This window comes from Rhodococcus sp. B7740 (genome assembly GCF_000954115.1).
Classification (GTDB): Bacteria; Actinomycetota; Actinomycetes; order Mycobacteriales; family Mycobacteriaceae; genus Rhodococcoides.
Window position 1 is genome coordinate 2,418,725 of sequence record NZ_CP010797.1, and the last position, 20,982, is coordinate 2,439,706.

A 20,982-nucleotide genomic window follows, 5' to 3' on the forward strand; every position below is an offset into this window, starting at 1 on the left:
CTACACCCCCACTGTTTGCTCCAGCAACACCGACCGAGATGGTTTCCCGTCCAAGGATAGGATGAGATCGGCGATGAACTGGACCAATTCGACGTCGCGTACGCGCGCCGCCCCCACGCCGCCGCCCTCGACGCGCGGCAGCGGCAACTGCACCACACCGGTGGTGGCCCGGTACGCAGCACTCGGGTAGAGCCTCTTGAGGCGGATCTGCTTGGAATCGGGCAGATCCATGGGGGCCAGCTTCACCTGCGTTCCGGCGACGTTGACATCGGTCAGACCGTATTCCTTGGCGATCAGGCGCAGCTTGGCGATGGAGACCAGGCGGCCGACCTCCTCGGGCAGCGGACCGTACCGGTCGACGAGTTCGTCGATGACGGCGTCGATGCCCTCGGAATCGGCTGCCGCAGCGAGCTTTCGATAGCCCTCGAGCCGCAATCGATCGCTGGTGACGTAGTCGGGTGGGATGTTGGCGTCGACGGGCAGGTCGATGCGCACTTCCTTGGGTGCCTCGTCGGTGGTGATGGGCTTGCCGTCGGCGGCCGCGCGGTACGCCTCGACCGCTTCACCGACGAGCCGCACGTACAGGTCGAATCCGACGCCTGCGACGTGACCGGACTGCTCCGCGCCCAGAACGTTTCCGGCACCACGGATTTCGAGGTCCTTCATCGCCACGGCCATACCCGCACCGAGATCGGAGTTCTGCGAGATGGTCGCCAGCCGGTCGTATGCGGTCTCGGTGAGCGGCTTCTCCGGCGGATACAGGAAATATGCGTAACCGCGCTCGCGACTACGGCCCACTCGGCCTCGCAGCTGGTGCAACTGAGAGAGGCCCAGCGAATCGGATCGCTCGACGATCAGCGTGTTGGCATTGGAGATGTCAAGGCCGGTCTCGATGATGGTGGTACACACCAGCACGTCGGTCTCGCGCTGCCAGAAGCCCTGCACGGTGCGTTCGAGTGTTTCCTCGTTCATCTGACCGTGCGCCGTCGCCACCCGCGCCTCGGGCACCAGATCACGAATCTTCTTGGCGGCCTTGTCGATCGAGCTGACTCGGTTGTGCACGAAGAACACCTGGCCGTCGCGCAGCAGCTCACGCCTGATGGCCGCGGCCACCTGCTTGTCGTTGTACGCACCCACGTACGTGAGCACCGGGTGCCGCTCCTCCGGCGGTGTGAGGATGGTCGACATCTCCCGGATTCCGGCCAGGCTCATCTCGAGCGTTCGCGGAATCGGCGTTGCAGACATCGTCAGCACGTCGACGTGGGTCCGGAGCGACTTGATGTGCTCCTTGTGCTCGACGCCGAAGCGCTGCTCCTCGTCGACGATGACCAGACCGAGGTCCTTCCAGGCCACACCGGTCTGCAGCAAGCGGTGCGTACCGACGACGATGTCGACCGTTCCGTCGGCCAGCCCGGCCATGACCTCTTTGGATTCGGAGCCGTGAGTGAAGCGGGAGAGCCCCTTCACCGTCACCGGGAACGACGCCATCCGAGCGGTGAAGGTCTGCAGATGTTGTTGTGCCAGAAGCGTTGTCGGAACCAGCACGGCCACCTGCTTGCCGTCCTGCACCGCCTTGAACGCGGCGCGAACCGCTATCTCGGTCTTGCCGTAGCCGACGTCACCGAGGATGACGCGGTCCATCGGAACCGCCTTCTCCATGTCGGCCTTGACGTCGGTGATGGCGGTCATCTGGTCGACGGTCTCGGTGAACCCGAACGCATCTTCCATTTCGAGCTGCCACGGGGTGTCGGGCCCGAAAGCGTGCCCGGGCGCGGCCTGACGAGCGGCGTACAGCTGCACGAGTTCGCCGGCGATCTCGCGAACTGCCTTGCGCGCCTTGCGTTTGGTGTTGGCCCAATCGGACCCGCCGAGCTTGCTCAGAGCCGGCAGCTCGCCGCCGACGTAACGCGAGAGCTGATCGAGCGAGTCCATCGGGACGAAGAGTCGGTCGCCTGGATGGCCCCGCTTGCTCGGTGCGTATTCGACCACGAGGTATTCGCGTCGGGCGCCGCCGATGGTGCGTTCGACCATCTCGACGAATCGACCGATGCCGTGCTGATCGTGCACGACGCTGTCGCCGGCGACGAGGGCGAGCGGATCGACCTGGTTGCGACGCTTCGCCGGGAGCTTGCGCCCCTCGCCCGCTGCGGCCACGCGGTTGCCGGTCAGATCGCTCTCGGTGACGACCACGAGTTTCGCATCGGGAAAGACCAGGCCGTCGTGCAACGATCCGCACAGGACGTTCACGACGTCGGCGACGGGGACCGCACCGGAATCGAGATGTGCCGCAGGCACTTCGGCCTCGGCGAGGCGTTCGATGATGCGGGAGGCGGTACCTGCACCCGCGACGGAGATGACCGCACGACCACCGGTGGCGATGTGCGCCCGCAACGTTGCGAACAGGGCCGTCAGCGCCTCCTCGGATCCCCGCACCTCCGGGACCGAATCGACGGCGAGTTCGACTTCTTCACCGTTGCCGGATGCCAACGGACTGATGGTCCACCACGGACGACCGTGCACCTGCGCCGATTCGCGAACCTGTCGAAGTGAACGGTAGGCCGAGGCACCGAGATCGAGAGACGCACCTTCGAGGCTGGACGTATCGAGAGTGGAGGTATCGAGCGGCGCAGCTCCTCCGATCGACGCCGCCGTCCAGGATGCTTCGAGGAACTCCTGCCCGGTGCGGACCAGATCTGTTGCGCGCGTTCGGATTCGCTCGGGATCGCAGAGCAATACGTGTGTTCCCGCCGGGAGGGTGTCCGCGAGCAACTGCAACTCACCCGGTTGCAGCAGCGGCAGCAGCGCCTCCATGCCCTCCACCGGGACGCCTGCGGACAGCTTGTCGAGCATCTCGACCAACGCGGTGTCGCCGGCGTTGTCGGCTGCGAGGACCGCGGCGCGGTCGCGGACCTCCTGGGTGAGCAGCAGTTCGCGGCACGGCGGAGCGATGACGAGATCGACCTCGTGATCGGGCAACGAACGCTGATCGGAGACGGCGAACGCGCGGAGCTCGGTGATCTCGTCGCCCCAGAATTCCACGCGGACCGGGTGATCTGCCGTCGGCGAGAAGAGGTCGAGGATGCCGCCGCGGACGGCGAACTCGCCGCGCTTGCCGACCATGTCCACGCGCAGGTAGCCGAACTCGACGAGTCGGTGGATCAGGCCGTCGAAGTCGATGTCGAGGCCGACCTTGAGGGTCACGGGTTCGATTTCGCCGAGACCGGGTGCCATCGGTTGCACCAGTGAGCGGACGGTGGTGACGATGACGCGCAGAGGATCGCCGTAATCGGTGTCGCCGGGGCGAGCGAGCCGTCGGAGCACGTCGAGCCGCTTGCCGACGGTATCGGCGCTCGGCGAGAGTCGCTCGTGCGGAAGCGTCTCCCACGACGGGAACATGACCACGCCGCCGCCGAGGATCTGGCGGAGTTCGTCGGTGAGATCGTCCGCTTCACGCCCGGTGGCGGTGACGATCAACAGTTGCGTGTGCTGCGCGATCGCGGCGGCGACGAACGGGCGAACCGAGTGCGGTCCGATGAGTGTGTGTTCGGCGGTTCCGATCGCGTCGGCGACGGCCACCATGGCCGAATCGGTCAGCGCGACGCTGGCCAGACCCGAGAGTTGCAGCGCCGCGTCGGGAACGATCGGGGCCGGCCCGGATGAAGAAATGGCAGGCAGAGAATCGGAAGACAACAGCAATGCTCCTACAAGCGAGTCGAGGCGATGGCTGCTCACACACAGTCACGAGCGAGTCTATGGGAGCACGCCGACAGCCCGGCGAGCGGGAGACGACGGGCTACGTCAGAGCAGCGTCGAGCATCGTCGAGAGAGACTCGGCAGCAGCAACCGAGTCGTACTCCGGGTCGTGCAGGCGCTCGGTGACGATCGCGTCGATCCCACCCCCGGTGATGACGGCCAGGGTGCGTGAATCGACGCCTGTCGTCCCGCGAGCCCGAACGGATGCGTCGATGATGTCCGCCAACGGACGCCATCGATCCTCCGGGCTGTGGCCCAGAGCCGAGTTGCCGAGCGCCTCGACCAACATGCGGGTGTGCGTCGGGTGGTCGCGAAGATGGCCGACCATCGCACGCACGTACGCCTGTGGACCCTCCCGGGCGTCGACGGCCTCGACCGCGGCCGCCACGTCCGCCACCAGTGCCGCGAGAACGAATCGATACGCGGCGTCGATCACTGCGTCCTTGGTTCGGAAGTGATACAGCACAGCAGCTTTGGTGATCCCGGCACTGTCCGCTATGCGGGCGAGCGAGACCTTCGCGTACCCGTGTCGGGCGACCGAGTCGATCGTGACGTCGATCAGCTGAGCGCGTCGCGCGCGCTCGACGAAGCTCGGTTCTCTCGTTGCCACGATCGCCAGCCTACCGTACGGTTGAATTACTTACCGATCGGTTAGGAAATTCGCGATGGACGACCGGGCACCGAACAAGTGGCGTCGATACCTGAAGATCGCCGCTGGGGCGTCGACCGTCGGCGTGCTCGCCCTCGCGTTCGCGCTCCGGTCTCCGTCACCGGTGGGCCACTGGAACAGCGCGGCGAGCGAGGACCGGTTTCTCGCCGCCTACGACCGCGCATTCGAGGATCTGCCCGATCCGGCGGAGACGCTCGACATCAGAACCGACTACGGCGTCGTGTGCGTATATCGATTCGCGGGCACCGGAACCTCGACCCACCCTCTGCTCCTGCTCCCCGGCCGTTCCTCGGCCACACCGGTGTGGGCGGCCAACCTGCCCGGACTGCTGACGATCGGCGACGTCTACACCGTCGACCTGCTCGGCGAGCCGGGTCGCAGCATTCAGGAACGGCCGATCACCAGCGACAAGGACCAGGCCACGTGGCTCGATCAGACACTCGCCGCTCTGCCGACCGACAAGGTCCATCTCGTCGGACTGTCGATCGGTGGGTGGACCGCAGCGAACCTGGCGCTGCACGACAGCACGCACCTCGCCACTCTCACGCTGATAGACCCGGCCCAGACTTTCGCCGATATTCCCTGGGGCACCGCGATTCGGGCCCTCCCCGCCGCCGTGCCGTGGCTTCCGAAATCCTGGCGGGACAGCTTCGATTCCTATACCGCGGGAGGCGCAGTGGTGCAGGACGTCCCCGTCGCCGACATGATCGAAGCCGGGATGCAGGGCTATTCGCTGAAGCTGCCACAGCCCACACGTTTTACCGACGAGCAACTCGCGACGCTCGACGTGCCCGTTCTGGCGATCATCGCGGGCAGGTCGGTGATGCACGACGCCCAGGAAGCCGTCGCGACGGCAGAGCGGACACTGCCCGACGGGACCGTCCGGCTCTATCCGGACGCCTCACATGCCGTCAACGGCGAATATCCGGAACGGCTTCGCGACGACATCGCCGACTTCGTGGGCCGGCATCGCTAGTTACGGGCCGAAGCGGATGACGCGACGCGCTGCGAATTCGCGGAAGTAGTCGAGCTTGTTGGCGGGAACCAGCGCCGGGAGAAGGTAGTACCAGAGGCGCTCCATGCGCGACGGCAATTCCTCGGTGGTGGAGGTGGCAACTGCCACCATGTGTACTCCGGTGAGGATTTCCAGGACCAGAGATCCGATGGTGCGCGAATCCGAGTTGGGGTCGATGTCCCCCTGCGCGATGGCCTTGGCGGCGAGCCTGTCGAACGACTCGCTCCACCCGGCCATGACGTTGCCCTCGGTGCCGCGGTAATCGCCGATCTGATGGCTCAGCCGAAGCATGGCCGAGACCATGGGGTCGCTGACCGAGAGGTCGACGACGATGTAGGAAATACCGATCGCCGCTTCGAGTGCGGGGATTCGACCGTCGTTGAACTGCGAGCAGGCCGTCGTCAGACGCGCGTTGCCCTCGTCGATGACCGCACGTGCCAGTTCTTCCTTGGAGCCGAAATGGAAGTACAGAGCGCCCTTGGTGACCTGGGACTGAGAAATGATCTCGCTGAGGCTCGCGTTCGCGTACCCGAGGCGCAGAAATACGTTCGCTGCGCCAGCCAGCACGGTGTCGCGAGTGATTTCAGCGCGGGCCTGCCTGACCATGGGATCCGCCTTCGCAATAAGAACTGCCACTGCGCAAATTACGCCCGAACGGTACCACTGAGTGGCTTTACGTCTCGTGCCAACATGCATCGGTCCGATTGAAGCACTGTGCCGTAGGTGACACAGCTCTCATGGCCGACAAAGGGGACGATACCCCCTCATACGCCGCGGAGAGACCGAACCGTGTACTCATTCCTCGGTCAATCGAGGGTCCGCTTCCAGATTCGTCAGCCCGTTCCAGCACAGGTTGACCACGTGCGCCGCCACCACTTCCTTCGACGGGGTACGCACATCGAGCCACCATTGCGCGGTCATCGACACCATTCCGACGAGGGCCTGGGCGTACATCGGCGCGAACTCGGGATCGAGGCCTCGGCGCGAGAAATCTCCGGCCAGCATGTGCCCGACGCGACCGACGGCCTCGTTGAGCAGCGACGAGTACTTGCCGTCCTCGGCGGAGACCGGAGAGTCACGAACGAGGATGCGGAAGCCGTCGGTGCGGTCCTCGATATAGGTGAGCAGCGCCAGTGCAACCCGCTCGACACGGATACGCGACCTGTTGAGATCGAGGGAACTGGTGATCATTCCGAGCAGAGTCGACATCTCGCGGTCGACGATGACGGCGTAGAGACCTTCCTTACCGCCGAAGTGCTCGTAGACGACCGGCTTGGACACGTTCGCGCGTCCCGCGATCTCCTCGACGGACGCGGCCTCGTACCCACGTTCGGCGAACAGCGTCCGACCCACCTCGATCAACTGCTCGCGCCGTTGCGTCCCCGTCATCCGGACCCGAGGTGAGCGTTCCTGCTCGGAGGCTGCGCCTGTCATGGAAAACCGCTTCCGTCACCGACCGTGTGCATTGTCAGACGCCACCCTCGACGTCTCCCTCACCCTAACCATGTCCGAACCATCCGGTTTCGAACGTCGCGAGTGCAGGGACAAGAACAACTCGAACGGTCTCATGTGCGCCGCGGTTCGACTCACCACTACCTCGCGTGCGAGGATCGTTGCGCTCAGTGGGAGCGCAGCGGCAGACGAAGGCGTCGTTCGATTCGTCGGCCACTGATGAAACCGCTGGCCGTTTATCCGCCGTGGTGTAATGGCAGCACCTCTGATTTTGGTTCAGATAGTTCAGGTTCGAGTCCTGGCGGCGGAGCGAGCAACATCATTCACGCATGCCGTCATTCGCGTTACCGCCTGAGGAGCTCAATGCCTGTGCAGACCGCCGTGGTCGTTCTCGCTGCGGGTGCAGGTACCCGAATGCGATCGAAGACTCCGAAAGTTCTGCACCCCCTGGCCGGTCGCACCATGCTTGCGCACGCCCTCCACGCAGCCGCCGACCTGGGCCCCGACCATCTGGTGACGGTCGTCGGACACGATCGCGAACGAGTCACGGACGCCGTCCAGGACCTCGCAGCCACCTTCGGTCGCACGATCCACACCGCCGTCCAGGATCGCCAGCTCGGCACCGGGCACGCCGTCCAGTGCGGCCTCGCTGCACTCCCGGACGACTTCGAGGGCACGATCCTCGTCACCGCAGCCGACGTCCCGTTGCTCGACGGCCACACTCTCAAAGCTCTGCTCGACGAGCATCTGAGCGCCCCCCGGCCCGCCGCGGCCACGGTTCTGACATTCCTGCCCGACGACGCCAACGGATACGGCCGCATCGTCCGCACCGACGACGGCGAGGTGGCCGAGATCGTCGAGCATGCCGACGCCACGCCCGCTCAGGTCCTCATCGGTGAGGTCAACTCCGGCGTCTACGCGTTCGACGCCGTTGCGCTTCGTACCGCCCTGGGCAAGCTCAGCACCGCCAACGCTCAGCACGAGCTGTACCTGACCGACGTCGTCAAGATCAGCAAGGCGGACGGTAAAGCCGTGTACGGCACTCAGCTCGCCGATCCCGATCTGGTGGTGGGGGTCAACGACCGCGTCCAGCTGGCGCACGTCACGTCCGTGCTCAACCGCCACATCATCGAACGGCACATGCGGGCCGGCGTCACCGTCGTGGACCCGTCGACCACCTGGATCGACATCGACGTCACCCTCGGCGCGGACGTCCGCATCGAACCCGGCGTCCAACTCCACGGCAAGACCCACATCGCCGACGACGCCATCGTCGGGCCCGACTCGACGCTGCGTGACGTCGAGATCGGCGAGCGCGCGTCGGTCGTGCGGACCCACGCCGAGCAGGCCGTGATCGGACCGGATGCCACCGTCGGACCGTTCACCTATCTGCGTCCGGGCACGGTGCTGGGCGCAGGCGGCAAACTCGGTGCCTACGTCGAGACCAAGAACGCGACGATCGGCCGCAACACCAAGGTCCCGCACCTCACCTACGTCGGCGATGCCACGATCGGTGACCACAGCAACATCGGTTGCTCCAACGTCTTCGCCAACTACGACGGCGTCAACAAGAGCCGCACGGAAATCGGATCCCACGTACGGACCGGTTCCGACTCGACGTTCGTCGCTCCCGTACATGTGGGCGACGGCGCTTACACCGGTGCCGGAACAGTGGTTCGGGACGATGTTCCTCCCGGCGCACTGGCCGTCTCCGGTGGCAAGCAACGCAATATCGAAGGCTGGGTCATGGACAACAGGCCCGGAACCGAAGCTGCGAAAGCAGCGGCGCTCGCAGATCGTGATCGGCAAGAACAAAAGGACGGCGAAGAGCAGTGACCACCCCTAATTGGATCGACAACCAGAAGAACCTGATGTTGTTTTCTGGTCGAGCACATCCGGAGTTGGCCGAGCAGGTCGCCAAGGAACTCGGAATCGACGTCACCCCGCAGACCGCGCGTGACTTCGCCAATGGCGAGATCTTCGTGCGCTTCGAGGAGTCGGTCCGCGGGTCGGACGCCTTCGTGCTGCAGTCGCATCCGTTCCCGCTCAACACGTGGCTGATGGAACAGCTCATCATGATCGACGCTCTCAAGCGCGGATCGGCCAAGCGCATCACCGCGATCCTGCCGTTCTACCCGTACGCCCGCCAGGACAAGAAGCACCGGGGACGCGAGCCCATCTCCGCTCGTCTGGTCGCGGATCTGCTCAAGACCGCCGGTGCCGACCGCATCATCACCGTCGACCTGCACACCGATCAGATCCAGGGCTTCTTCGACGGCCCCGTCGATCACATGCACGCACACAGCCAGCTCGCCGATCACATTCGGGCGACCTACAGCCTCGAGCACATCACCGTGGTCTCCCCCGACTCCGGCCGTGTGCGCGTCGCCGAGAAGTGGGCCGACTCGTTCGACGGCGCGCCGCTGGCGTTCATCCACAAGACGCGTGACCCGTTGGTGCCCAACCAGGTCAAGTCCAATCGCGTCGTCGGTGACGTCGAAGGCCGCACCTGCATCCTCATCGACGACATGATCGACACCGGCGGCACCATCGCCGGCGCCGTGAAGGTGCTCAAGGAGGCCGGAGCCGGTGACGTCGTCATCGCCGCCACCCACGGCGTTCTGTCCAACCCCGCCGCCGAGCGCCTCGCGAACTGCGGTGCCAAGGAAGTGGTCGTCACCAACACGCTGCCGATCAGCGACGAGAAGCGCTTCGCAACGCTGACCGAGCTCTCGATCGCGCCGCTGCTGGCCCGCACCATTCGCGAGGTCTTCGAAAACGGTTCCGTCACCAGCCTTTTCAACGGCAGCGCATAACAGTCAGTCTGTTTCACCCCGCCCCGCCCACTCTCCGTCCGCGTCGCATGAACTACGTCACGTCCGTGACCGGAACATGCAGCTCGCGAGGCGGTGGTGTGCGGGGCGGGTTTCGTTGTCACCTAAGATGACTCGTCGTGATCGACGCAGACTCTTCCCACGGCCCGGCTGGAACTACTACGGTCAGAATTGCCCGATGGACGCCGGGCGGGTGCGTCTGGTGCGGTAGTACCGACAGCGTCGAGGACTTCCGAAACGAGCCGCGCTGCGGTCTGTGCCGCGAGAAGGAAGCGGTCATCGACGAGGCCAAGCACTTCATCGGGATGTACGGTCTGCGGCCCCTGGGCGGCACGCTGGCGTCCGAGGACGAGGAGGAGCGCGAGTACCGCGTCACGGCTCGGGATGCCCGTGAGGTGCTCAACCGTATTCGGCTCGAGAAGCTGCCCGATCCGGCTGCCGTCCGCAAAGCGTTGCGTCCCAGGGCCGCTGCTGCGGGAAACACACCGGCCTCGACGACGTCCGGAGCCCCTACGAAGGCACCGACGAAGAAGTCGCAGGCCGGTGTCACCGGAATCGACGCGATCGAACTGCAGTCACGTGTGCAGAAGCTGCTCGGCCAGCTCACCTCCGTCGACGAGCAGATCAGCGCACTCGACGGCGTGCAGGGCCTGCCGGCACGTGCACGCATGAAGGATCTCGAACGGCAACGCACCACAGTCCTGTCGACGCTGGCCGCGCTCGAGAAGGCTCGTCGCCGCACCAACTGATCCACGTAGTCTGATCGAGTGCTGCGCAAGCGTTCGATCTCACGGCAGGTGCTCGATGCCACCTACGCCGTCGTCTTCGTTCTGCTCCTGCTGCCGTCGACGCTGAGCGGACCGTACGGTTCTTCCGGCGCGGGTGTGCTGGTCGGTTTCGGCGTAGCGCTGGCCATCAGGCGCCGCTCACCGCGACTGTCGTTGGCACTGGCCTGGGTGCTGGCCGTCGTGCAGATGGTCGGCGGGGTGCTCCCCCTCTCCGCGGACACCGCAATCTTCGCGATTCTGTACTGCTCGGCCGCGTACGGCGACAGCGTCGTTCGACGCTTCGGGCTCGCGTCGGCCGTCGGCGGCGGAGTGATCGCCGCGCTGTACCTGGCGTACGTGGACGGCAATCCCTTCGGCCCGCCCACGGAGGAGGGCTACCAGGAACCCCGAATCGCGCAGTTCGCCCTGCTCCTCGCCGGCCTGTGGGCCATGCTCGGATTGTCCTGGGCACTGGGCCGTCTCGCCTACGCCCGGCGCACCGCCATCGAATCCGCACACGTACGCGAGCTCGCCGAGGTACATCAGGCCCGCGCCGAACACGAAGTGGCAATCGAGCAGGAGCGCAACAGAATTGCTCGCGACATGCACGACATCGTGGCGCATTCGCTCGCCGTGGTGATCGCGCAGGCCGACGGTGCACGCTACGTACGCGCCATCGATCCCGCAGCCGTCGACACCGCGCTGACGACCATCTCCGACACTGCGCGCGATGCACTGACCGACGTTCGGGTGTTGCTCGGACAGCTTCGGCACAGTCAGGGCGATCTACCGAACCCGACACCCGACGATCTCGAGCGTCTCTTCGACCAGGTGCGCGCGACCGGACTGACCATCGACTCCTCGATCGACACCACGTCGGTGTCGTTGGGTGCCGGTGCGCACCTCGCGCTCTATCGCATCGCGCAGGAATCGCTGACCAATGCCCTACGTCACGGTGATCCCGACAAGCCCGTCAGCGTCACGATCGAATCCGACTCGGCGGGCATCGAATTGACGGTGCGCAACACCGTGCGTTCGGTGCGTTCGGCATCGGAATCGGGCGGGCACGGAATCGCCGGTATGAAGGAGCGCGCCAGCCTCGCCGGCGGCATGTGCACCGCGTCCGGCGACGGCTCGTCGTGGACCGTGACTGCCTGGCTTCCTGCTGCCGGCTCGTCCACGAAGGGAATCGACTGATGGCAGATCGAATCGAGGTGGCTCTGGTCGACGACCAGCAGCTGTTCCGAGCAGGTATTCGTATGCTCATCTCCTCGCAGCCGGACCTGGAGTTCGTCGGGGAAGCGGGCAACGGGCGAGAGGCCGTGGAGCTCGCCGCGTCGGCGAAGCCCGATGTGATGCTCATGGACGTCCGGATGCCGGTGCTCGACGGTATCGCCGCCACCGAGCAGATCGTGGCCGCGTCCGATACTCCACCGCGGATTCTGGTGCTCACCACTTTCGATCTCGACGAGAGCGCCGCGCGAGCGATCCGCTCCGGAGCAAGCGGTTTCGTGCTCAAGGACGCGGACCCGGAATTTCTGCTCGCCGCGATCCGGACGGTCCATGCGGGTAACTCTGTGATCGCCGCGTCGGCCACGACGGGGCTGCTGGCGCACTTCACACCTACGCCCGAGGTACCGAAGGTTCCCGCCGAGTTCGCCACCCTCACCGCACGGGAGAAGGAACTGTTTCGACTCACCGCCCGTGGGCTGAGCAATTCCGAGATCGCCGCGACGGAATTCTTGAGCGAGGCGACGGTGAAGACACACATCAGTCGAATCTTCGCCAAACTCGCGTTGCGCGACCGAGTGCAGTTGGTGGTCTACGCATTCGAGCACGGACTCACCGGAGACTGACACCGAAGTCATCCTCTCGATGTACGGGGCGAAGACTCGCGCCTGATTACTCCTGTCCGCCCACTTCATAGCGTTGTGGGCATGACAACAACACTCCCCCCGGTCGCCCGGGCATTCCAGGTCAGCAAGTATTTCGGTGACTCGTCCAACCCGGTCAGCGCCCTCGACAACGTCTCTCTCGACATTCACGGCGGCCAGTTCACCGCCATCATGGGACCGTCCGGTTCCGGCAAGTCGACTCTGATGCATGTGATGGCGGGCTTGGACAACGCCAGCACCGGGCATCTGATGTTGGCCGGTGCCGACATCACCGACGCGAACGACGACGCACTGACGACGTTGCGCCGCACGCAGGTCGGGTTCATCTTCCAGTCGTTCAATCTCGTTCCCACCCTCGGTGTTCGGGGCAACATCCTGCTGCCGTTCGAGCTCGACGGCCGCGCCCCCACCGCCGAAGAGGCGGCATGGACAGAGCAGCTCATCGACACTCTGGGATTGCGAGGGCGAGTGAACCACCGCCCGCATCAGCTCTCGGGTGGACAGCAGCAGCGCGTCGCGATCGCCCGCGCACTCGGTACGCGGCCGCACCTCATCTTCGCCGACGAACCCACCGGCAACCTCGATTCCCGAACCGGCCGTGAGGTTCTCGGCCTACTCGCCGCAGCGGTGCGCGAGTACGGTCAGTCGATCGTCATGGTCACCCACGACCCCATCGCGGCCAGCTACGCCGATCGCATCGTCTTCCTCGCCGACGGCCGCATCGCAGACGAACTGCCACGTTCGACGCCGGAGCAGATCTCGAGCTACATGCTGGGAATGGAGCACGCATCATGAACGGTGTGACTTCTGCTCGGGCGTCGAAGGAGCACGGCGCCAGTCTTCTGGTGACGTCGCTGGCGTCGTTCTTCGGTGTGGTGTTGATTCAGGCGACGGCGTTCCTGGTCGACATCTTCGGGGACATGGAAGGTGCCGCCGTCACGGCGCTCTACAGCGTGGCGCTGGTGTTCATCGGTCTCGCGCTGTATGTCGCGGCAGTGGTCACCTCGAACACGTTCGCAACGATCGTCGCGGGACGCACGCGCACGATTGCTCTTCTGCGACTCCTGGGTGCCCGGGCCCGTGACCTACGTCGATCGGTGGCCAGGGAAGGCTTCCTCGTCGGATTGTTCGGTGGTGCGGTCGGTTCGGTTCTCGGAGTCGGTGCCAGCCATCTGGCCCGTGCGGTCGCCGTCTCGGCCGGTCAGCTGCCCGATGTGGAGTACACGTCCGTTCAACCGCTGGTGATCCTGCCGGTGGTCATCGTGGTACTGACGACGACCCTCGCGTCGTATGTCGGGTCACGAAAGGTGCTGGAGGTGACACCCGTTCAGGCGACCGGCGGTGCCGTCGACACGGGGGTGGAGGCTCCGCGGTCGCGGCGTATCAGGACGGCACTGTCGATCGTGCTGATCGCAGGCGGAGTGGCGCTGCTGGGGCTCGGGATCCTGGTCGGGATGGTGAACCCGGCCGGTGTTCTGGTGGCGTTCCTCGGCGGTGTTGCGTCGTTCACCGGAATCATGGTCGGTGCCTATCGAATACTGCCCGCGACGCTGAGGCTTGTCGGGAGACTGTTCGGCCGGGGGCCTGCGGCAAGATTGGCTGCGGCCAACGCAATTCGCTACCCGGATCGCAGTACCCGTACCGCTGTGGGACTGCTGATCGGCGTGACGCTGGTGACCACGTTCGCCGTCGCGATGTACAGCTACCGGTCGATGCTCGTCGACGAATACGACGAGGCCTCCGTCGACCAGGTACTCACCGTGACGGTGGGAATCATGACCGGATTGATCGGGTTCTCGGCTGTGATCGCGGCAGTCGGGATGGTGAACAATCTGCTGCTGAGCATTCTGCAGCGCACCCGAGAGATCGGTCTGCTGCGGGCACTCGGATTCACCCGCAAGCAGATTCGGACGATGATCGTCTCGGAGAGCAGTCAGATGGTGGTCGCGTCGATGGGTTTCGGTCTGATTCTCGGCATCGGTTACGGCTGGGCCGCAGCACAATCGCTGCTGGGCTCGCTGGATTCGCGTGGACTCACCGCCCCCACTCTGCCGTGGGTCGTCATCGCCGGAACCGTGCTGTGCGGTGGACTCCTCGCCCTCGGTGCGTCACTGACTCCGGCGCGACGTGCCAATCAGATCTCACCGGTGCTTGCATTGGCGGACGTCTGACCTCGAGGTCTGTACCGCTCGGCGATTGCCAGGGCCCGGCGGTACAGACCATCGCGCCGGCCGACGCCTCTGCTCAGGCTTCGCTGTCGAGTTGCGCCATCTGCGCCTCGGCGTAGCGCTCGCCCGCTACCGCATCTTTCGGCACGCTACTCTCGATCCGCGACACCTCCTCGGAGGTCAACGAGATCTCCGATGCAGCAATGGTTTCCGCCAAACGCTCGACGGTTCGTGCGCCGACGACGGGCACGATGTCGTCACCCCGGGAGAGGACCCAGGCAATGGCCAGTTGTGCGACCGAGACGTTGCGCTCGTCCGCGATCTCGGCCAGCAACTCCACGAGTTCGCGATTCCTCGTCAGGTTCTCCCCTTGGAATCGGGGGCTGTGTGCACGGAAGTCGTTGTCGGCCAACACAGTGGACGTGCGGAACGTGTCGCTCAGCAGCCCACGTGAAAGCACGCCGTACGCGGTGGTACCGACACCGAGCTCGCGGGCCGTGTCGAGGATGTCGTCCTCGATTCCACGCGAGACGATGGAGTATTCGATCTGCAGGTCGCAGATCGGGTGTACCGCCGCGGCACGACGCAGCGTCGCACTCCCGATCTCGGACAAGCCGATGTGTCGCACGTATCCCGCGTCCACCATCTCGGCTATGGCACCGACGGTGTCTTCGATCGGCACCTGCGGATCCAGTCGGGCGGGTCGGTAGATGTCGATGTGATCGACGCCGAGCCGTGCGAGTGTGTAGCCCAGCGCGCTCTTGACGGCGTTCGGCCTGCCGTCGAATCCGAGCCAGCTTCCGTCGGGTCCACGTAGTGCCCCGAACTTCACCGACAGCACGACCTCGTCGCGGTTGCGCTCGCGCAGTGCCCGACCGATGAGCATCTCGTTGTGGCCGGCACCGTAGAAGTCGCCTGTGTCGACCAGGTCGACGCCGGCGTCGAGCGCAGCGTGGATGGTGCGGATCGATTCGCCGTCGCTGGAATCGCCGTATGCGCCGGACATACCCATGGCACCGAGACCGATGCGCGACACCGTGGGTCCGGTATTTCCCAATCGTGTTCTGTTCATGAAGTCCACTGTGTGCTCTGTGGCGATTGTCGCGCCAGAGAGCGGTTGTCAGGGGACTGCCCGTCCCTGGTTCGGCTCGACGATTCGGTGGACACTGAGCGAGTGGAACGTGACGAACTGGCCGACTTTCTCCGACGACGACGGGCGCTGCTGACGCCCGAGGACGTCGGTGTGTCACCCGGACCGCGCCGCCGCACGCCGGGGCTGCGCCGCGACGAAGTGGCACTGCTGGCCGGGATGTCCACCGATTACTACACCCGCCTCGAACAGCGTCGCGGGCCGCATCCGTCCACGCAGATTCTCGGTTCGCTCGCCCGCGCGCTGAGATTGGACGACGACGAGCGCGACCATCTCTACATCCTCGCCGGCCAGGCACCGCCCACCCGTGTCGGCGCGGACAAGCACGTCGGGCCCGGCCTGATGCACCTGCTGACCAAGCTCGACGACACGCCGGCCTGCGTCGTGACAGACCTCGGCGAGATCCTGGCGCACAACGCGATGTACCTCGCGCTGGCCGAGGACCCGCGCACGTACACCGGGCTCGACAGGTACGTGGTGTGGCGGTGGTTCACCGATCCCGGCACGCGCCGCAACTTCGTCCGCGAGGACTGGGATCGGATGGGCCACAAACACGTAGCCGATCTCCGAGCAGTGTCGGCCAGGCGAGCGGGCGATCCCGAGGTCGCTGTACTGGTCGAGCGTCTACGCGCCGCCAGCTCCGAGTTCGAGACGATATGGAGCGAGCACCGAGTCGCGTACAAGACGTCGGCGTCCAAACGCTTCGTGAATCCCGAACTCGGCGTGATCGCCGTTCACTGCGAGACCCTCGTGACCCAGAGAGAGGGCCAGCATCTCCTGGTCTATTCGCCGCAGCCGGGAACCGACGCCCGCGAGAAATTGAATCTGCTCGGGGTCATCGGTACTCAGCACCTGGGCATCACTGCCTCCGAGTAGTCGAGGGCTCGTTCACACTCGACCCGCAAGAATCAGCGCGAACCGCGAATCGGAGTCGGACCACAGATGCTCGACGCCGAATCCCGCTGCAGCCAGTTCTTCGGTGATGCCGTCCGGTCGGAACTTCGCCGAGATCTCGGTGCGCAGTTCCTCGCCCGCCTCGAAATGCACGTGCAGATCGAGATCGGCGATATACACCTCCTGCGTCGATGTCGCCCGCAGTCGCATCTCGATCCACTCCTGCTCGGCGTTCCACAGCGCGACGTGCTCGAACGCATCGGAATCGAAAGTGCCACCCAGGCGAGAGTTGATCACCGACAGCACGTTTCGATTGAACTGCGCCGTCACCCCCGCCGCGTCGTCGTACGCCGGAACCAGCACGTCCGGGTCGATGACCAGTCCGACGCCGAGGAGTAGGTGCTCCCCTGGATCGAGCGCGCCTGCGATCGCCTTCAGAAAGTCCTCGCGCTCCTCGGGAATGAGGTTGCCCAGGGTGCCACCGAGAAACGCGATGGTGCGTGCGCCCCCGCCGGGCAGATTGTGCAGAGTGTCGGTGAAGTCGCTGACGATGCCGCGCACCTCGAGGGCGGGAAACTCCTGGGCGATCTGCTCGATGGCTCCCTCGAGCGCAGTGACCGACACATCCTGCGGCACATAGGTGTTCAACCAACCGTGCTTGGCCCCTGCAGCGAGCAGGATCTTCGACTTCTCCGACGAGCCCGACCCGAGCTCGATCAACATGGTGGATTCGGTCGCCTCGGCGATGTCGAGGGCATGCTCTTCGAGCAGGGCACGTTCGGTGCGGGTCGGATAGTACTCGGGCAGCTCGGTGATCCGCTCGAACAGCTCGCTGCCCACGGCGTCGTAGAAGTACTTGGGCGAGAGCCACTTCGGCGTGGACGTCAACCCGTCTCGCACGTCCTTACGCAGTTCGTCCACCAGTGCCGTGTCAGCGAGGTGTACCTCGACAGTGCTCATGTGTGCTCCTCTTCGTCGAGACGGGAAACGGTGAACTCGGACGCCGTGGCAACGACGAGACTGCGGTCGTCGACGGGCGTCCAGTCGGAATTGTCGTCGGTGGGTTCGGACGCGATCGTGACGGCGTCACCGGAACTGCGGACGGACAGTGCGTGACGCACTGCGGTGGCGTACAAATTCTCCCCGTCGCCGAGGAGAAAGTTGAGCCTGGACCCCGGTGCGCGCGCCTCGATACGCCGAACCACAGCGGCAAGCGCTGCCGGCGGTTCGAGGGTTGCGAGCAACTGCCGCAGCACGATCCAGACTGCGGCCGCGTCGGTCGGAGCCGGCAACGTGAGTGCATCTTCGGGCGGCACCTCGGACCACAGGTCGGTCAGTGAGTGGGGCCAGCCGCGGACCACACCGTTGTGACTGAATGCCCACCGGCCGTCGGTGAACGGTGCGCAGGCCGATCGCTCCACCGGCATTCCCACCGTTGCCGATCGCACGGCGGCGATCACCGACGTCGAATCGAGCTGCGGCAGAACATCGTCGACCGCAGGGTCGCTCCAGATCGGCATGGCGTTGCGGTAGCTGCGAACCGAACCGGCCTGCCACCATGCGACCCCGAAGCCATCGGCATTGATGGTGCCCCGCCGCGCATGTCGTCGGGGGCATACGACTGCACCCGCAAACTGTGATCGCCGCCGGTGAGCACTCCCCCGACGGACGTGAGAGGGCCGAGATACCCGAGATGTCGGCACATTCAGCTGGGCTCGACGTCGCGGGCCAACCGGAATCCGCTGAAGATCTGGCGTCGGATCGGATGGTCCCAGTTGCGGAACGTGCCTCGGCACGCGACCTCGTCGGTGCCGAACGAGCCGCCGCGCAACACCTTGTAGTCGCCGCGGAGAAACACCTCGGAGTACTCGGCGTACGGAAACGCCTCGAATCCGGGGTACGGCTCGAAATCCGAGGAAGTCCATTCCCATACGTCACCGATGAGTTGGTGCACGCCGGCAGGGGAGGCACCCTCGGGATATGCGCCGACGTCTGCCGGTTCCAGATGCCGCTGATTCAGATTGGCATGTGCTGCAGTGGGTTCGGCGTCGCCCCACGGGTACGCGTTGCTGGTGCGAGTGTCGGCGTCGAAACGCGCGGCCTTCTCCCACTCGGCCTCCGTCGGCAGTCGCTTGCCTGCCCAGCGGGCGTAGGCGTCGGCCTCGAACCAGCACACGTGCACTACGGGCTGCTGCGGGCGAACCTTCTTGGACACCCCGAAACTGCGACGCCACCACGTTCCGTCGGAGTCGGACTCCCAGAACTGTGGCGCGGTCAGGTTCGCGTCGACGCGATGCTGCCAACCCTTCTCGGTCCACAGTTCGCGGCGTCGGTAACCGCCGTCGGCGATGAAGTCCATGAACTGCGCGTTGGTGATCGGTGCCCGGTCGATGGCGAAGGTGGGTACGTGCACCGAATGAGCCGGTCGCTCGTTGTCCAGTGCCCACGGGTCGAGCGAGGTCCCCATCGAGAACGGACCACCCGCGATGACGGCCTCACCCGACACCGGCACCACCGAGGCCGGTGGCGCAGGAGCCGTGAGAACCGCGGGCCCCGAACGCAATTGATGGGTCGCGAGCATGGTCTCGTCGTGCTGCTGTTCGTGCTGGGCGATCATGCCGAACGCGAAACCGTGCTTCTCGACCGGTCGACCCTCGAAAGTGCTGTGATCGAGCACATCCCAGGCCTTGTCGCGCACGGTCCGGACGTAGACGCGCGCCTCGTCCGGAGTGAGCAAGGGAAGCGACGTACGCGAAGACCGCGAGTGCTTGAACGCGTCGTACAGCTCGTCGATGTCCGGACGGACGGGATCGCGGCCACCGACGTCGCGTACGAGCCAGAGCTCCTCTTGACTGCCGATGTGCGCGAGATCCCACACCAGCGGGCTCATCAACGGCGAATGCTGTGCCATCAGTTCGGTCTCGTCCACACAGTCGGTGAGTGCGCCGCTGCGGGCACGACTGCGAGTGAGGACCGTTTCGATTCTGTTCCTGAGTTGTTCGGCGCTCACACCGATTCCTTTCGAGTCCGAAATTCCTGTGTCGCCGTGTCGAATTCACTGGGGGGCTCGCCCGCACCGCATCGGCGAGATGCCGCCGACAGCAACTCGGAGTACTCGCCGCCGACCTCCGCGGCGAGTTGGAGCAATTCGGTTGCCGCCGCAAGGAGGTCGTCGTCGGCCAACCCGAAGCGGGCCGCGTCGAGCCACCGTCCCGCCGTTCCGCCGCCGATCTCGGTGGCGCGAGCCACCAGTTCGGGTGTGGACAACAGCGCCTCGAACGCCGCGGCCGGAACCACCCACTGACCGTCCGGCTGCGCATCGAGATAGCGAATCTCGAAGTGCCCACAGGCGCGCACCTTGGGGAACAGGGTGGTCAGGTGATAATCGAGGTCACTGTAGGTCGGCGCGCGTCCGACGATGCCGGGATCGTCCATCCACTGAGCGAACGTGGTGCCCGCAGGTGCTTCCCAGTTCTGCGTGATGCCCTGGATGCAGAGCAATGGAACGTCGAGTGCCCAGCGTGCGTAGTCGGCAATCGGGTCACCGGTGTTCGGAACCGCAGTTCTGCTGGAATCGGTTCTGCTGGAGTCGAGTTCGAGCCAGGTTCGCATCCGCTGCGATGCCCAGTCGCCGGCAGGTGCTCCGGCGAGTTCAGGAGATCGGGCGAACGCGCACACGAAGGCAGGACCGATGACGTGGAGCATGTGCCAGCGCGCGGCGACCTCGGCGCGATCACGTCCGGCGTCGACGCTCACCTGAGCCGCAGCGGTGTTGCACATCATCAACTTCCCGAAGGGGCCGATGGTGGTGAACCGATTCTCCATCGCACAGTACCGCGGGAGGACGAGGAGGCGTTCCGGTGCCCGAGCGGTATCGGCCGGAACGGACGCCATGTCGATGCCGGCATCACCGAGGATGTTCCGCAGCCGCTGGGCATCGGCGTCGAGCATCGGCGCGAGTCGAGAAACGGATACATAAGGCGAACTGGACAATTCGACCTGACCGCCGGGTTCGACGGTAACGATGCTTCCGCCCGGCAACGACAGGGCGGGTGATTCGGGATCGATACTGCGCGGGGAGTGAACACCGAGCGCATCGGCCAGAGCCGAGAGGGTCGGACGGGTTCCGTCGTCGAGGGCGGTGAGCCACTCGAGTTCGGCACCGACGAGTGCCGGTGGCCCCAGCTTGAAACACACCTTCGACACGTATGCCTCTGCTGCCGGGCGCGAGCTCAGCCCGAGAGACTTCTCGTTGGACGACACTCATTCCTTCTTTCCGCACTCAACACGTTCTCCGCTCGGAGAACGTACCCAGCTGCGAGGATCGAAAACGCCGCGATCCCTCGTCCGGTCGAGGCTACCGATTGTGGAACTCTGGTGCCCG

17 protein-coding genes, 1 tRNA gene and 1 pseudogene are annotated in these 20,982 nt (G+C 65.3%); 10 read left to right on the forward strand and 9 right to left on the reverse strand.

The window, feature by feature from the left end:
* Positions 1-3,579 carry a transcription-repair coupling factor gene (gene mfd / locus NY08_RS11035; protein WP_235387239.1) on the reverse strand — a complete coding sequence of 1,193 codons (3,579 nt, stop codon included), beginning with the start codon at positions 3,577-3,579 and terminating at the stop codon, positions 1-3.
* A gap of 214 nt (positions 3,580-3,793) precedes the next feature.
* Entirely contained in the window at positions 3,794-4,363 is a 570-nt protein-coding gene (locus NY08_RS11040; RefSeq protein WP_045196378.1) for a TetR/AcrR family transcriptional regulator, read from the reverse strand.
* Between the two features lie 55 nt (positions 4,364-4,418).
* Between NY08_RS11040 and NY08_RS11045 the strand changes: the two genes are divergently transcribed.
* Positions 4,419-5,399: an alpha/beta fold hydrolase gene (locus tag NY08_RS11045; protein WP_045196380.1), complete on the forward strand. Its 981-nt coding sequence runs from the start codon at positions 4,419-4,421 to the stop codon at positions 5,397-5,399.
* Here the strand turns inward: NY08_RS11045 and NY08_RS11050 are convergent, their stop codons facing one another.
* On the reverse strand, positions 5,400-6,044 hold the full coding sequence (locus NY08_RS11050) for a ScbR family autoregulator-binding transcription factor (RefSeq protein ID WP_032395696.1): 645 nt from the start codon (positions 6,042-6,044) through the stop codon (positions 5,400-5,402).
* Positions 6,045-6,233: 189 nt separating this feature from the next.
* On the reverse strand, positions 6,234-6,872 hold the full coding sequence (locus NY08_RS11055) for a TetR/AcrR family transcriptional regulator (RefSeq protein WP_082073772.1): 639 nt from the start codon (positions 6,870-6,872) through the stop codon (positions 6,234-6,236).
* Between the two features lie 257 nt (positions 6,873-7,129).
* On the opposite strand from NY08_RS11055, the gene NY08_RS11060 reads away from it, so the two are divergent.
* From NY08_RS11060 to NY08_RS11095, 8 genes are all read left to right on the forward strand, one after another.
* Positions 7,130-7,200: transfer RNA gene (locus tag NY08_RS11060), tRNA-Gln, on the forward strand.
* A 53-nt stretch (positions 7,201-7,253) separates the two neighbouring features.
* Positions 7,254-8,726, forward strand: coding sequence for a bifunctional UDP-N-acetylglucosamine diphosphorylase/glucosamine-1-phosphate N-acetyltransferase GlmU (gene glmU / locus NY08_RS11065; RefSeq protein WP_032395698.1), 1,473 nt, complete (start codon positions 7,254-7,256; stop codon positions 8,724-8,726).
* Complete coding sequence (locus tag NY08_RS11070; RefSeq protein WP_032395699.1) at positions 8,723-9,706, forward strand: ribose-phosphate diphosphokinase; 984 nt, start codon at positions 8,723-8,725, stop codon at positions 9,704-9,706. The genes glmU and NY08_RS11070 overlap by 4 nt, the downstream gene beginning before the upstream one ends.
* Positions 9,707-9,843: 137 nt before the next feature.
* The gene (locus NY08_RS11075; protein ID WP_235387173.1) at positions 9,844-10,473 is read left to right on the forward strand and encodes a hypothetical protein; all 630 of its coding nucleotides are present in this window, start codon (positions 9,844-9,846) and stop codon (positions 10,471-10,473) included.
* A gap of 18 nt (positions 10,474-10,491) precedes the next feature.
* Positions 10,492-11,688, forward strand: a complete 1,197-nt coding sequence (locus NY08_RS11080; RefSeq protein WP_045196383.1) for a sensor histidine kinase — start codon at positions 10,492-10,494, stop codon at positions 11,686-11,688.
* Positions 11,688-12,347 carry a response regulator gene (locus tag NY08_RS11085; protein ID WP_045196385.1) on the forward strand — a complete coding sequence of 220 codons (660 nt, stop codon included), beginning with the start codon at positions 11,688-11,690 and terminating at the stop codon, positions 12,345-12,347. The genes NY08_RS11080 and NY08_RS11085 overlap by 1 nt, the downstream gene beginning before the upstream one ends.
* Before the next feature lie 81 nt (positions 12,348-12,428).
* Positions 12,429-13,181, forward strand: a complete 753-nt coding sequence (locus NY08_RS11090) for an ABC transporter ATP-binding protein (protein ID WP_082073773.1) — start codon at positions 12,429-12,431, stop codon at positions 13,179-13,181.
* The gene (locus NY08_RS11095) at positions 13,178-14,557 is read left to right on the forward strand and encodes an ABC transporter permease (protein WP_045196388.1); all 1,380 of its coding nucleotides are present in this window, start codon (positions 13,178-13,180) and stop codon (positions 14,555-14,557) included. The genes NY08_RS11090 and NY08_RS11095 overlap by 4 nt, the downstream gene beginning before the upstream one ends.
* A 73-nt stretch (positions 14,558-14,630) precedes the next feature.
* Here the strand turns inward: NY08_RS11095 and NY08_RS11100 are convergent, their stop codons facing one another.
* Entirely contained in the window at positions 14,631-15,626 is a 996-nt protein-coding gene (locus tag NY08_RS11100) for an aldo/keto reductase (protein WP_045200213.1), read from the reverse strand.
* Positions 15,627-15,728: 102 nt separating this feature from the next.
* On the opposite strand from NY08_RS11100, the gene NY08_RS11105 reads away from it, so the two are divergent.
* The gene (locus tag NY08_RS11105; protein ID WP_045196389.1) at positions 15,729-16,580 is read left to right on the forward strand and encodes a helix-turn-helix transcriptional regulator; all 852 of its coding nucleotides are present in this window, start codon (positions 15,729-15,731) and stop codon (positions 16,578-16,580) included.
* A 12-nt stretch (positions 16,581-16,592) separates the two neighbouring features.
* On the opposite strand, the gene egtD is transcribed toward NY08_RS11105, so the two are convergent.
* The 4 genes and pseudogenes from egtD to egtA form a co-directional block, all read right to left on the reverse strand.
* Positions 16,593-17,558 carry an L-histidine N(alpha)-methyltransferase gene (gene egtD, locus NY08_RS11110; RefSeq protein ID WP_045196391.1) on the reverse strand — a complete coding sequence of 322 codons (966 nt, stop codon included), beginning with the start codon at positions 17,556-17,558 and terminating at the stop codon, positions 16,593-16,595.
* Positions 17,555-18,303 (reverse strand): annotated as a pseudogene (egtC, locus tag NY08_RS11115) (ergothioneine biosynthesis protein EgtC). The gene egtD and the pseudogene egtC overlap by 4 nt, the downstream one beginning before the upstream one ends.
* Positions 18,304-19,608 carry an ergothioneine biosynthesis protein EgtB gene (egtB, locus tag NY08_RS11120; RefSeq protein ID WP_200893188.1) on the reverse strand — a complete coding sequence of 435 codons (1,305 nt, stop codon included), beginning with the start codon at positions 19,606-19,608 and terminating at the stop codon, positions 18,304-18,306.
* Positions 19,605-20,861 carry an ergothioneine biosynthesis glutamate--cysteine ligase EgtA gene (gene egtA / locus NY08_RS11125; protein ID WP_045196395.1) on the reverse strand — a complete coding sequence of 419 codons (1,257 nt, stop codon included), beginning with the start codon at positions 20,859-20,861 and terminating at the stop codon, positions 19,605-19,607. Before egtA ends, egtB begins: the two co-directional genes overlap by 4 nt.
* Between the last annotated feature and the right edge of the window lie 121 nt (positions 20,862-20,982).

What these genes read in the sequence shown, in the direction of transcription:
- NY08_RS11095 (WP_045196388.1), top strand. Translation starts at nt 13,178, where the DNA reads ATGAACGGTGTGACTTCTGCTCGGGCGTCGAAGGAGCACGGCGCCAGT.
- NY08_RS11085 (WP_045196385.1), top strand. Translation starts at nt 11,688, where the DNA reads ATGGCAGATCGAATCGAGGTGGCTCTGGTCGACGACCAGCAGCTGTTC.
- mfd (WP_235387239.1), bottom strand. Translation starts at nt 3,579, where the DNA reads ATGGTGGCCGTCGCCGACGCGATCGGAACCGCCGAACACACACTCATC.
- egtD (WP_045196391.1), bottom strand. Translation starts at nt 17,558, where the DNA reads ATGAGCACTGTCGAGGTACACCTCGCTGACACGGCACTGGTGGACGAA.
- NY08_RS11050 (WP_032395696.1), bottom strand. Translation starts at nt 6,044, where the DNA reads ATGGTCAGGCAGGCCCGCGCTGAAATCACTCGCGACACCGTGCTGGCT.
- NY08_RS11090 (WP_082073773.1), top strand. Translation starts at nt 12,429, where the DNA reads ATGACAACAACACTCCCCCCGGTCGCCCGGGCATTCCAGGTCAGCAAG.
- NY08_RS11055 (WP_082073772.1), bottom strand. Translation starts at nt 6,872, where the DNA reads ATGACAGGCGCAGCCTCCGAGCAGGAACGCTCACCTCGGGTCCGGATG.
- glmU (WP_032395698.1), top strand. Translation starts at nt 7,254, where the DNA reads ATGCCTGTGCAGACCGCCGTGGTCGTTCTCGCTGCGGGTGCAGGTACC.
- NY08_RS11100 (WP_045200213.1), bottom strand. Translation starts at nt 15,626, where the DNA reads ATGAACAGAACACGATTGGGAAATACCGGACCCACGGTGTCGCGCATC.
- NY08_RS11045 (WP_045196380.1), top strand. Translation starts at nt 4,419, where the DNA reads ATGGACGACCGGGCACCGAACAAGTGGCGTCGATACCTGAAGATCGCC.